Raw genomic sequence first — 11,519 nt, 5'->3', positions numbered from 1 at the left:
AAACACCTGATAATATATAAAATGAACTCGGAGAAAAAAGAAACACTATGCACGCGTACTAGATGACTCGGTGAAAAAGAAGAATATCAAAGGGAAAATTGTGATGAAAAGAAATACAGCATATATAAAAAACTTAGGCCCGCCCGAGGCAACTGAAACGGTATGAAGCTGAATAATCAAAAACAGCAAAGCGATAAAAATTTTGGCTGCCTTCAAAAACCGAAGAGCACCAACATACTGGGAATAAGCATTTTCAGGAGTAATCGGGTTTAAGTAATTAAACTTGTGTGGTTCACGACCTAAATAAGTAAACCCAACAAACATAAACAATGCCAAAATTGGAAGAAACAAAAACGACCATTTGTTACTAAAGCCATTCGGCTCACCGGAGAATGAAAAATGAGAAGGAATAATCTCCGGCAATCCTGTAAAGATTAGCGATGAAAACAAAAATAGTACCCCTAAAGTCATCCAACCGGATATCTCCAAAATATAATCCAGCCTCTTCAATGGAATATCTAAAATTGGCCGTGATTCTTGCGATTGTGAGAACATACCTAAAATTATTAAAATAAAATTGAATAACGCTCAAAATTAAACTAAGTTTCAAAAGCATCCAATACTTAAGGAACCTGAAACATTTTGGTTAAATAATTCACTAACCTTTTTTTGCCACGACCATAATTCCAGACCCCGTTTCATTCATTGAGTTTATATCAAGAGTCATAAAAACCAAAGCAAATGGGAAGGTGAGCAAATAATACATCGGAAGAAAAATAAAAAGTAGTTTTGAAAAACCAAGTAAAGTAAGCGGTACTTTCAATGCCAAGTGCCAATACAAATTTCCCCAAAACCCATAGGTGTAGGAAGTGCGAATTTCAGTAAAACCGGCGACGGTTAATTTCTCTGTGATATCCTTCGGGCTGTAGCCATCGCGAACGTGTTCATCAACGAAAGTCATACTTCCTTCGTGCGCGTGGTCGTCGTGGTCATGATCTTCCGCCAAATCGGATGGGGTGTTAATAATGAGTGTGCCTCCCTCTTTTAATGCTCGGTGAAAATTTCGAAAGACTGCCACATCATCTAAAATGTGCTCCATCACATCGACTGAAAGAATCACATCAAATTTATTATGATGCGTGACCTTCGTTAAATCTTCCACAGCAAATTGAGCATTGCGCAATCCCGCCGCAGAGAAGAATTTTTTGCAATCATCAATTTGCTCCTCTTTCACATCAACGGCATATACCTCAGCATCAGGGAAATGTGAAGCAACATAATAGGAATATTGACCAAACCCCGAACCTGCATCGTACATTGCGAACCGTCCGCCTCTTAATCTCGATGCCAATTCGCGCTTGACATACCACTCACGAAGAAAAAGAACGCCAAGTAAAAAATAGAATATCTTCCGGAGTAACACATTTTCACGCACGACATTGCCTATGCTTCGTTTTATCGGGTCGTATTGCATACACTGAAAACAGTAATAAAATCAAGCCTTCACAGCTCAATTGATTAAATTAGAAACTTCGATTATCCTTGAGGGTGCGAAATATACAGATTTGATACGGGTTTTTTTGAATGGTTACCCGTAAAACAAGCATACCAATAAAACTTAGTACCAAATGAAGCTTATCGTTATTAAACTCAGAGTCCTCATATTTTTGTATTGCATACAATTTCTAAATCCTTTGCCGGCGCAATCGCAGACACAAGTCCGTTGGATTAAATTGAACCAAACCCATCGTGCAGCAATAATCGACCCTCTTCATAATGAAATTCAAACTAAACGGAAACAAGTGGGGGCTGTCATTTACTTGCACGATGAATGGGGTTTGGATTCGCTTGCGCTATTGTGGTGTAAAGAGATTGCGAATGCCGGGTTTACAGTTATCGCACCTGATCTTTTAGGACGTGTACCGGAAGACGCGATGGAAGCGCATGAAATCGAACGCGCACAACCTGAAGGTGCTTTTATTTCACTCTTAAACATTGCCCGTGACACGCTTCTTGCACAAGCAGAAGGAAAGCCAATAAAGATTGGGGTTTACGGAATCGGAATGGGTGCAACAGCCGCCGTTGAAGCCCTATTAGCCGACACCATTCTCCCAACAAAATTTACAGCCGCAGCCATAACCATAGCAGCGTTGCCCTTCACGCCAACATCCGATTTATTTCAAAAAATATTACCACCTTACCTTTTACCTCTCATTGGAAATTTTGGAGAAAAGGATCTCGGGACACCGCCCGATGCAGTCAAAAACTTTAAGCAGCGATTAATTGCCTGCGGGCGAGGAAAATTTCTTGACTTTGATTTTCGCATTCACGCCGGCGCACGTCGAGGCTTTATGAGGCCCAAAAACGGCATCGAAGCCAAAGCCGCCATTAGTTCAAGAAGCCGCGTGATAAAGTTTTTGAAGAAAGAATTGAAATAAAAGAATTTTGAAAAATAAATTATTTCAAGTCATTGTCTTTTATTGGTCGTTCGAAAATTAAGATGCATCTTTACAATTCCTGCTTTGTTTAAACCCAATAGAAATTTATCACACACATGCATCACGGAGACTTGCTTTCTGCCATCGCGGTTAGTGTTATATCAGCCACAGCGCTTGCGTTTATTGCCCGTTTTCTCAAGTTACCGCTGCTTGTGGCCTATATCGTTGCCGGCGTCGTTATTGGCCCCAAAATCGGGTTCGGTTGGGTTCAAAGTGAAGAGCAGATTCAATCCATCTCTGAAATCGGACTCATACTTCTTCTCTTTATCATCGGTTTAGAAATTGATCTCAAAAAACTCTTCAAGGCCGGGAAAGCCGTAGCCATTACAGGGCTTTTACAAGCACCTATTGCAGCGGCAATAACCGCGGCAATATTATGGCTTGTGGGATTTCGCAATCAAAACGGCCAATTTGAGCTTTTCTATTTGTCATTTGGGCTATCCATCAGCTCTACGATGATTGTGGTGAAAGCGCTTTATGAAAAGCATGAGCTCGATACCATCGCGGGGCGGATAACATTGGGCGTTTTGGTTTTTCAAGATATTTGGGCAATTATCTTTTTAGCGGTGCAACCCAACCTACAAAATCCCGAAGTCCTTACGCTTTTAGGCTCGTTTGGGAAAGGCGTGGCTTTGGTTGTATTCTGCCTTCTCTTGAGCAAGTATGTTCTACCCTCGCTTTTTAACACAATTGCAAAAATGCCGGAGTTTATGCTTGTGGCGTCACTCGCGTGGTGCTTTCTCGTGGCTTCACTTGCAACACTGGCGGGGCTTTCAAAAGAAATGGGCGCACTTATTGCCGGGCTTTCGATTTCAACATTCCCGTACAACTTGGATGTGGTGGCAAAGGTGATTAACATCCGAGATTTCTTCATTATGCTTTTTCTGGTGGCACTCGGAATGGCTATTCCGATGCCGACTGTGGGCATCCTTCTCGCTGCACTTGGGCTTACAGCAATTGTTTTAATCAGCCGATTGATCTCCGTTTTCCCTGTATTGATGGGGCTTGGCGAGGGTCCGCGTGTTAGCTTGGTTTCAAGCCTTAACCTTGCACAGGTCTCGGAGTTTTCTCTTGTGGCATTTTCAATTGGGCTCGGCTTTAATCATATATCAGATGAAACCGTATCGGTGATTGTTTTTACGCTGGTCATCACGGCGGTACTTTCAACTTATTGTATTAAGCAAAGTCACGGAATTTATTTATCGCTTGTACCAGTATTCAAAAAGCTTGGGTGGCAAGAACGAATCGATGCGGAGGATTCAAAAGATTTTCATACCAAAGGCGTGTTCATCCTCGGATTCTTCAAGTATGCCAGCGCGTTGGTGCACCAAATTGAAACGACCGGAAACCCGCTTAAAAACAGCATCCGAGTAATTGACTACAACCCCACAGTGCTTCAAAAAATCCAAGCACTTGGATTCGATGGGCAGTATGGCGATATCTCTCACTTTGAAACCTTGCATCACTTAGGAATTGAACACGCCGAGGTCATCATTTCCACCGTGCCGGATTCGCTTCTAAAAGGGACATCAAACATGAACATCTTAAAATCTGCAAAAAAACATGCTCCAAAGGCAAAGGTTATTGTCATTTCTGAAGATGTTCAATATGCGGTTGACCTATACAATGCCGGCGCAGATTATGTGGTGATTCCAAGGATTCGCGTTTCTGAACAACTAACGGAGATTCTTGAGAAATCCTTTTCGTGGCGAAAAGAAGGCAAAGAAACGCAAAGTTATAAAGAATTAATGGCACGAAGTGAAATCTTGCCTTAGGGAAATTGAATTTTGCACTTCATATTTCAATTTGGTGAGAAGGAATTGGGTAGTATTTTATTAGACACTTAGGAATGAACCTAAATTAGAACTTATGATTATTCGTATTGATTCGGGAACAAATTTATCAACAGAAAAAGAGACGCATACCATCACGCTTGATGACCAACTCGCAAAAAGGTGGTTATCACTTCCTCAATCTGCACAAAAGATATTAGCAGAGAAATCAATTAAGGCAGTTTTAGAGGGACAGGTTTTTCCGTCAGGTATCGAAAAACTGGAATTAGCAATTGTTTTAGCGGAAGCTGGTGTAAAGAGAGAAGAAATTAGTTTCTTAACTCACTTAGAAGCTGAAGTTTTTGAAGACTTTATGAAGTAGGAATTCATGCTATTTGTATTTGATACAAATACATTGGTTAGCGCGATTATCAAAACAGAGAGTGTTCCAGCCCAAGCACTTGATAAAGCGAAAAAACTCGGTACAATTATTTTCTCAGAAATTACAAAAGAAGAATATCTCCTAGCAATTCAACGAGAAAAGTTCAATAAATATCTTCCTTTAACAGAACGACTTTCAAGAGCTAATCAACTTATTGAATCATCTGAAATCATCAATATAAAAACAACTCTTGTGAATGTTTGTAGAGATATCAACGATATTAAATTTTTGAATCTGGCCATTGAGTGCAAAGCATCATGTATAGTTAGTGGAGATAAAGATTTACTTGTTCTCAACCCATTTCAAAAAATACCTATCATAAAACCCTCGGAATTTATCAATGAATTTCCAATGTATTTATGTTGAGAAATCGATGAATTCCATTTCGCTCTCTCACGCGAGCGCCGCATCAATTTTCTCTTTCGTCGAAAACCCAAGCTTCACAATCACATCGCCAAGTCGCTCTTTTGTCTTGGCTTGTTCAGCAAGGGCTTGCGCCAATTGATCGGAAGTTAAAATGCCTTTTGCCAAGAGTTTATCTCCCATTTGCATCGTTGTTTCTCCCTTTTTGCTTGTTTGTTTTATGTCTGATATCGAATTATTTCACTAAGAGCATCTTTCTCGTTTGCACAAAATTAGAGGACGCTCCAATCGTCGCGCTTGCCCGCGAATCCGCCGAGCGCGCTTCAAGCTTATAAAAATACACGCCGCTTGAAACATTGCTTGCGTTGAATCTCGCTTGATAGCTGCCCGCGTTTTGCCTTGTGTTCACCAGCGTCTGCACCTCGCGCCCAAGCATATCATACACCACCAACTTCACTTCGCCGCCGAAAGGTAGTTGATACTGAATTGTTGTTGCAGGATTGAATGGATTGGGGTAGTTTTGAGATAAAAAGAAATTTTGACGCTTTGTATCTTTAAGTTGAATCGAAAGCGGTTGAGTTGGCGGGAGAAAAATAGGCGTTAGTTCAGTCCCAAACGATAATCCGTTCAATGAAGTCGCATCGTGTCTTGTAGAAACGGATGTAGAGCGATTTAAGACTTGCCTACCCTGACCATTCAATGTATTCTCATTGAAAGTATAATATGCAACTAAGCCGGCGTCGTTGCCTCGCAAGATACTTTGGGCTGTTGATTGAATGTCCGATTGGCTTCGTGCTTTGTTCCAAATACGTACTTCATCAATTTTCCCATTGAAGTAACCTTCAAACCCACGCCCAATTTGCACCTGTCCGGCATAGTCAGTCCTAATTGCAGGCAATCCGGTTTGAGTGGTGAGAAGGTTCCCATTCACATAAAGACGTGCCGTCCCGGATTCAAACGTGGCGGCAACATGATACCACTCATTTAAGTTTGCAATCGGTTGGGTATTTGTATCGACATTTCGCCATACAGAACCATCATAGTAACTGAACCGAATATTATTCTGATTGAAAAGTTCAAGTTGCCAATTGGCATTATTCGTGACTTGACCCGTCCGCTTGATAACAATTCCAATAATATTTTGAGTGGGAAAAGCAATGAGGTTAATTCTTGATTCAATTGTTACAGCTGCAGGGCGAAGTTCAACTCGATCAGAAATTTGGATATAATCATTTATGCCGTTTAATGTCACATGATTTCCAAATCCACCAATCGGCACACCGGAAATCTGATACGGTGTCTCCCCGCCAAAAGGCCCGATATCGCTTCCATTGACTCCGGCACCAAGAGCAGGAGAACCAAGCTTCAAGCGATAAATCCCGTCGGGTGAATTGGCACTGTCTCCAACAACCACTGAAGTGAAATTCACATTAAACTGATTTGAGGCGAGCGTCCCAACCGGAATTTGTGCGCCGGTGAATATGTTATTTTGAAAAACATTATTTGCCACATTTGCAATTGATGCTGAATTCTGATAAATATTATTGCGAATCGTTGCATTAAATACTGAAAGCCCGATATTGCCGCCAATCAAGTTATACTCGAAAATCATATTGGTGGTAGAAGCGGGTGCAAAAATGATTTCATAACTCATGTTGTTTCGATAAGTAAAATTTGCACAACTATCGGCCATACTGATTCGGGTTGCCATAAAGCATTGCTGAATCAAAATATTATTACACTTCTTCCCGATATTTATTTGCCCCGCAAAAGTTGCGCCATACCCATTACCCGTCATACAACGAATCACTGAAATATCAGACACGTCTGCAGCAATTGTAAATACATTTATAAATCTCATCCCTTGAATACTTGAGCCACTAGAGCCGGCTGCAAAAGTTGGATTATTCCCTATCGTTGCTGCTTGAGGGTTAGGGTTTAATCCGATGTTTTGATCCAAAAGATAGCCGGGTCCAATGATCACAAGCTGTTTCGCAATCACTAAATTGGCATCGTATATGGTAGAAGAACCAACAACAACAATGGTATCACCATCCGACGATGCCGTGATTGCAGCTGCAATGGTTGTAAATGCCGCAGTAAATTGGGGATTATTACTCACTGTTCTTGTCACTGCATTGGCATGAAAGGCAGTTATCAATGGGACGATTATCAAAGCGACAAAGTGGCGATATTTCCTCATAGATTATCGTGTGTTTAGGTATTGATAATGAAATGAAAATAGTCAATCAATTCATATGACTTGTAGTGATAGAATTGAAATCGGCATTTACTTCGTCGTCTCGCCGCCCATTGCCGTAAAGACATGATCTACGGGCTCCCAGAGTTCAATCTTGTTTCCTTCAGCATCAAGAATATGAACGAACTTACCGTAGTCATATACCGCAATTTCGTCCAGCACCGTTACACCATTTCCTTTTAACTTATTCACTAAACCTTCAAGATTTTGAACGCGGTAGTTAATCATAAATTCCTTTGTGGACGGAGCAAAATAGGCGTCGCCTTTCTTAAAAGGCGACCACTGCAAGTAGTTAATTTCTTCCGGTCGATTCGCATTGCGAAACTCAAACGACGAACCGTAATCGTTCACCGCAAGTCCTAAATGCGTGGCATACCACTCGCGCGATTTCGCCGGATCATCCGAAAAAAAGAATACACCGCCAAGACCAACCACCTTTGGCTCAAGCTCCGGAGAGCTATATTGAAACGATTCTTGAATCATATTTGTCATCACTTTGATTGAAAAAAATTTTCAGATCAGAATAAAATTAAGACCAAGCAACGAAAGCGCTTTTTTATGTAAATCTCTTATCTCTCATCGAATTCAAGACACTTATCCCCAAGTGGAAAACAATGTGGATAGATATGAAGAAAGGGTGAATATCCTGTTGAAAGAAAGTGGATAAATGACTAACTTCGAAACTGACTTTTATTTTATGTGGATAAAATGAATACTTATTCACATAGTCATAAGTATTATGTGAATATCTTCTTCTCCCGTAAGACATGATATTACCGATATTTATCCGTATATCAAACAAGTTATTCAGATTTCCACAAGCACAACGTATTAAAACAATTCATCTAAAAAATTTAAAAGAAGAAGAAAGAAAGAATGAAATTTTCCACTTCCATTAAAAAGCTGTCAGAAGCTGTCAGTCATGCAACCCTTGTTCTTCCGGCAAAAGCCGCCGACCCACGCTTTGATTCCATTGCACTCACTTTAGAAAATAATACACTCACAGTATTTGCCTCAGATGGCGAGTTTTCGCTTTCCCGCAGGCTCACGGTTGAGGGTGATGGAAACGGTGCAATTGCGCTTCCCTCACGAAGATTCAATGAAGCCGTCAGCAACCTCTATGATGCCCAAGCTGATTTCAAAGCAGAGCAAAAGGAAGCCGAAGGAACAATGAGTTTCTCGATTAAAACCAATCTTGGAAGTTATAAAGTGGCCGGAGGAAGTGAAAAAACTGAGAAGGAAGATATTATCAAATCAAATGACCTTGAAATTAAGCTTGATGTCTTGCAACTCAAAGACATTGCCGATAAAACACTCTTTGCTGTAAGTACCGATAGCATGCGACCTTCAATGACCGGTGTGCTTTTTGAATTGGAACCAAAAATGCTGCGGGCTGTCGCGACCGACGGGCAACGCTTGGTTCGAGCAACAAAGAAATTCGATACCGGTGCCAAAGAAAAAACAAAAGTGATTATTCCACACCGTGTGCTTTCTGTTGCAGCGCGCGTGCTTCCGGGAGAAGGTGAAGTGGTGCTGACTTTTGACTTAAAAGTCCAACGCATCTCATTTGAATGTGGTGATGTTCGACTGATTGCAAGCTTGATTGCTGAAAACTATCCAAACTATGAAGCCGTCATTCCGCTCGAAAATGACAAGCGACTCGTCATCAAGAGGCAAGAAATGTTCCAAACCGTTCGCCGCGTTGGGCGCTACTCCGATCGGCGTGATGTGAGGCTTCAAGTCAGTGAAAATACTATTAAGGTATCCGCAGAAAATCAAAACGAAGGCTCATTTGCGGAAGAAACGTTGCTCTGTGAATATAAAAACGACGGAATGCTCATCGGATTTAAATCCGACCTTATCGCCGATGCACTCGACCATTTAGAAACCGAAGATGTCGTTTTTGAATTCAGCTCTCCAACCCGAGCGACCATCGTTAAGCCAAAACACGATGAAACCAAAGAAAAAAAACCGGAAGATATCCTGATGCTCGTGATGCCTTACCGACTCAATAACTAAGTGACTAAAATCTAAAGCCCGCAACTGCGGGCTTTTTTAATTTCATCGAAAAACAAAAATTTCCCAAATTAACAAAATAGAAATCAATGTTCCGAAACTTAAAAATCGAAGTCGAAACCGTTGCACTGATGAAAGAAAGTGCGCGATGGACAAAATATTTTACGATCATTCAATTTACGATCATTGCTCTTCTTTCTATCCTTGGTTTCGGAATGATTTTAGGGGGATTATTTATTTCCTCCGCGCCAAATCTACCAAAAGGATTTGACGCAATAGGCCCGATATATTTCGCGGCTGGTATTGTTTATTTAATTTATGGTGGGGTAATTTTAATTCCTGTGATGAATTTAAGCAGATTTTCTGATAAAATTGATAAGTCTCTTAATCTTGGAGATCAGTCACTATTTGAACAAAGCATTGATCATTTATCCAAATACTTCAAATATATTGTTCTCATGATTTTAATTTCAATTCCCGTAACCATTGTTTTATTTATCATTATGACAGTGATTATGGTAAACGCGGGAATTGCTAAATAAAAAAAATTGATTTAAAATATACATGCAATGAAATGAATTTTAATTCCAAAATTAAAGGAATTATCTTCGACCTTGACGGCACACTCGCCGATATCGCCGAATCAATAAATTTCGTCTTGCAAAAGCATCATTTTCCAACCCATCCACACGAAGCCTATAAACCCTTTACCGGCGAGGGATTAAAAATGCTTGTTACAAAATCCTTGCCCGAAACCGCCCGCACACCTGAAATGATTGAACAATGCACCGCAGAAATGATTGCATATTATACGCCAAGAAGTGCCAATTAAACAAATCCCTATGAGGGAATTCTCGAATTACCTCAAAACCTTGAAGAAAAAACAAATACGCTGCGCAGTGCTCTCAAATAAAAGAGAAGAAATAACCAAAATTAATTTAGGGAATAAATTAGGGAAAAAAATTATTGAAAATTTCGATAATTCAATCAATCAAAATCAATGAACATGACACATACGACAAATTATTATAACACCTTGATTGAAGTCGCTCCCGATACAAAGGTGAATCAATCCACCTTACCCACCGCAAAAAAATCGGGTAAGTCCGTCGCTGAAATGCAATTTGAAATGATTTCCCCGAATCCCTATCGATACACCTCCGATGAAGTGCTATTTCACATCTATGCCATTCGGAATGAAATCCCAAAGGCGGAAATTGCAGAGGCTAAAACGACCTTTTTCTCAAAAGGACAGCCGTGTTTCCGCTCTTCGCCACTAACGAAATCGCACGGGTTTGGCGTTCATTATGATGAAAATGGAAAAATGGCACTCATTCCAATGGAATCAAAAGAATATCAAAGGTTCATTTCAGATGAGAAAATAAAGAAAACCAAAGCGATGAGAAGCTCAAAATAAACGGAATGTAAAAACAGTCTGAAATCTTTTCAAACTCACCGAATTTCCTTAGATTTGAATACCCTACGAATTGCAATGAATCCATTCATCAACATCAATTAATTATTTATGAATAAAGCAAGCCTTCTTCGAATTATTTTAATTTTGCAAATCGTTAGCGTTTCAATTTATACAATCATTGCGGGTTCAAACGAAGGTTGGGATTTATTTTCAGTTTTTTTTGGAAATATAAAGGTTATGGGTTGGAATGGCCAATTTAATCTTGATTTCAGCACATATTTATTACTTTCAGGGCTGTGGATTATGTGGAGAAATAACTTTTCAATATCATCTATCGCGTTTGGGTTTGCAGCTATGGTACTGGGAATTATCGCTTTTGCAGGATATGTGCTTTATTTAAGCTACGTTGAAAAAGGAGATGTGAAGAAAATTTTGGTTGGAGAGAGATAAAGGAAGAATAAATTGAATCAATCAAGAGCTTGATAAAGACGATTCCCTAAAAAGAAGAATTTTCAAAAGAAAAATTAAAAAAACTAATTTAGAAATGATTTAGAACCCCCTCACTCGTCACTACGTGCGCGAATTCGCCGCTTAGGCTCGCGAGTGCTGTTTCATGAATCAGTTCCCCCAAAGTTGATATGATTTTACTTCCCGTGAATAAAACGTAAGACTTCGTGAATTTATACTAAGCCTTCGTAAAATTATAATATGACATCCGCAGGTTATACTAAGGCTCCGTGAAATTATAATA

General features: G+C 40.0%; 14 protein-coding genes. 9 read left to right on the top strand and 5 right to left on the bottom strand.

The window, feature by feature from the left end:
• Positions 1-45 precede the first annotated feature (45 nt).
• Both SFU91_15180 and SFU91_15175 read right to left on the bottom strand, forming a co-directional pair.
• Positions 46-555 carry a DUF1648 domain-containing protein gene (locus SFU91_15180; protein MDX2130377.1) on the bottom strand — a complete coding sequence of 170 codons (510 nt, stop codon included), beginning with the start codon at positions 553-555 and terminating at the stop codon, positions 46-48.
• A gap of 103 nt (positions 556-658) precedes the next feature.
• Positions 659-1,474, bottom strand: a complete 816-nt coding sequence (locus tag SFU91_15175; protein MDX2130376.1) for a class I SAM-dependent methyltransferase — start codon at positions 1,472-1,474, stop codon at positions 659-661.
• A 154-nt stretch (positions 1,475-1,628) separates the two neighbouring features.
• Between SFU91_15175 and SFU91_15170 the strand changes: the two genes are divergently transcribed.
• The 4 genes from SFU91_15170 to SFU91_15155 all read left to right on the top strand — a co-directional run bounded on the left by SFU91_15170 (position 1,629) and on the right by SFU91_15155 (position 5,078).
• Positions 1,629-2,438: a dienelactone hydrolase family protein gene (locus SFU91_15170; GenBank protein ID MDX2130375.1), complete on the top strand. Its 810-nt coding sequence runs from the start codon at positions 1,629-1,631 to the stop codon at positions 2,436-2,438.
• A 116-nt stretch (positions 2,439-2,554) separates the two neighbouring features.
• A complete protein-coding gene (locus SFU91_15165; GenBank protein MDX2130374.1) occupies positions 2,555-4,273 on the top strand; it encodes a cation:proton antiporter in 1,719 nt (572 codons plus the stop codon).
• A gap of 94 nt (positions 4,274-4,367) precedes the next feature.
• Positions 4,368-4,652, top strand: coding sequence for a hypothetical protein (locus SFU91_15160; protein MDX2130373.1), 285 nt, complete (start codon positions 4,368-4,370; stop codon positions 4,650-4,652).
• A 6-nt stretch (positions 4,653-4,658) separates the two neighbouring features.
• Complete coding sequence (locus SFU91_15155) at positions 4,659-5,078, top strand: putative toxin-antitoxin system toxin component, PIN family (protein MDX2130372.1); 420 nt, start codon at positions 4,659-4,661, stop codon at positions 5,076-5,078.
• 27 nt (positions 5,079-5,105) lie between these two features.
• Here SFU91_15155 and SFU91_15150 read toward each other — a convergent pair whose 3' ends face one another.
• From SFU91_15150 to SFU91_15140, 3 genes are all read right to left on the bottom strand, one after another.
• Positions 5,106-5,264, bottom strand: a complete 159-nt coding sequence (locus SFU91_15150) for a hypothetical protein (protein MDX2130371.1) — start codon at positions 5,262-5,264, stop codon at positions 5,106-5,108.
• 46 nt (positions 5,265-5,310) lie between these two features.
• Complete coding sequence (locus tag SFU91_15145; GenBank protein ID MDX2130370.1) at positions 5,311-7,278, bottom strand: LamG-like jellyroll fold domain-containing protein; 1,968 nt, start codon at positions 7,276-7,278, stop codon at positions 5,311-5,313.
• 87 nt (positions 7,279-7,365) lie between these two features.
• Positions 7,366-7,827: a VOC family protein gene (locus tag SFU91_15140; protein MDX2130369.1), complete on the bottom strand. Its 462-nt coding sequence runs from the start codon at positions 7,825-7,827 to the stop codon at positions 7,366-7,368.
• 384 nt (positions 7,828-8,211) lie between these two features.
• On the opposite strand from SFU91_15140, the gene dnaN reads away from it, so the two are divergent.
• The 5 genes from dnaN (at position 8,212) to SFU91_15115 (ending at position 11,218) form a co-directional block, all read left to right on the top strand.
• Positions 8,212-9,354, top strand: coding sequence for a DNA polymerase III subunit beta (dnaN, locus tag SFU91_15135; GenBank protein ID MDX2130368.1), 1,143 nt, complete (start codon positions 8,212-8,214; stop codon positions 9,352-9,354).
• An 86-nt stretch (positions 9,355-9,440) separates the two neighbouring features.
• Entirely contained in the window at positions 9,441-9,893 is a 453-nt protein-coding gene (locus SFU91_15130) for a DUF5362 family protein (protein ID MDX2130367.1), read from the top strand.
• 32 nt (positions 9,894-9,925) lie between these two features.
• Entirely contained in the window at positions 9,926-10,183 is a 258-nt protein-coding gene (locus SFU91_15125) for an HAD hydrolase-like protein (protein MDX2130366.1), read from the top strand.
• A 174-nt stretch (positions 10,184-10,357) separates the two neighbouring features.
• Complete coding sequence (locus SFU91_15120) at positions 10,358-10,768, top strand: DUF6157 family protein (GenBank protein MDX2130365.1); 411 nt, start codon at positions 10,358-10,360, stop codon at positions 10,766-10,768.
• A 108-nt stretch (positions 10,769-10,876) separates the two neighbouring features.
• Positions 10,877-11,218 carry a hypothetical protein gene (locus tag SFU91_15115; GenBank protein MDX2130364.1) on the top strand — a complete coding sequence of 114 codons (342 nt, stop codon included), beginning with the start codon at positions 10,877-10,879 and terminating at the stop codon, positions 11,216-11,218.
• Positions 11,219-11,519: the final 301 nt, after the last annotated feature.

It is taken from the genome of Chloroherpetonaceae bacterium, assembly GCA_033763895.1.
Classification (GTDB): Bacteria; Bacteroidota; Chlorobiia; order Chlorobiales; family Thermochlorobacteraceae; genus JANRJQ01.
The sequence above is the reverse complement of the archived record's forward strand: the minus strand, read 5'-3'. Positions and strand labels throughout refer to the sequence as shown.

Bases quoted from the DNA above. Each gene is read 5' to 3' on its own strand.
- SFU91_15180 (MDX2130377.1), bottom strand. From the start codon at position 555: ATGTTCTCACAATCGCAAGAATCACGGCCAATTTTAGATATTCCATTG.
- SFU91_15175 (MDX2130376.1), bottom strand. From the start codon at position 1,474: ATGCAATACGACCCGATAAAACGAAGCATAGGCAATGTCGTGCGTGAA.
- SFU91_15170 (MDX2130375.1), top strand. From the start codon at position 1,629: ATGAAGCTTATCGTTATTAAACTCAGAGTCCTCATATTTTTGTATTGC.
- SFU91_15165 (MDX2130374.1), top strand. From the start codon at position 2,555: ATGCATCACGGAGACTTGCTTTCTGCCATCGCGGTTAGTGTTATATCA.
- SFU91_15160 (MDX2130373.1), top strand. From the start codon at position 4,368: ATGATTATTCGTATTGATTCGGGAACAAATTTATCAACAGAAAAAGAG.
- SFU91_15155 (MDX2130372.1), top strand. From the start codon at position 4,659: ATGCTATTTGTATTTGATACAAATACATTGGTTAGCGCGATTATCAAA.
- SFU91_15150 (MDX2130371.1), bottom strand. From the start codon at position 5,264: ATGCAAATGGGAGATAAACTCTTGGCAAAAGGCATTTTAACTTCCGAT.
- SFU91_15145 (MDX2130370.1), bottom strand. From the start codon at position 7,278: ATGAGGAAATATCGCCACTTTGTCGCTTTGATAATCGTCCCATTGATA.
- SFU91_15140 (MDX2130369.1), bottom strand. From the start codon at position 7,827: ATGACAAATATGATTCAAGAATCGTTTCAATATAGCTCTCCGGAGCTT.
- dnaN (MDX2130368.1), top strand. From the start codon at position 8,212: ATGAAATTTTCCACTTCCATTAAAAAGCTGTCAGAAGCTGTCAGTCAT.
- SFU91_15130 (MDX2130367.1), top strand. From the start codon at position 9,441: ATGTTCCGAAACTTAAAAATCGAAGTCGAAACCGTTGCACTGATGAAA.
- SFU91_15125 (MDX2130366.1), top strand. From the start codon at position 9,926: ATGAATTTTAATTCCAAAATTAAAGGAATTATCTTCGACCTTGACGGC.
- SFU91_15120 (MDX2130365.1), top strand. From the start codon at position 10,358: ATGACACATACGACAAATTATTATAACACCTTGATTGAAGTCGCTCCC.
- SFU91_15115 (MDX2130364.1), top strand. From the start codon at position 10,877: ATGAATAAAGCAAGCCTTCTTCGAATTATTTTAATTTTGCAAATCGTT.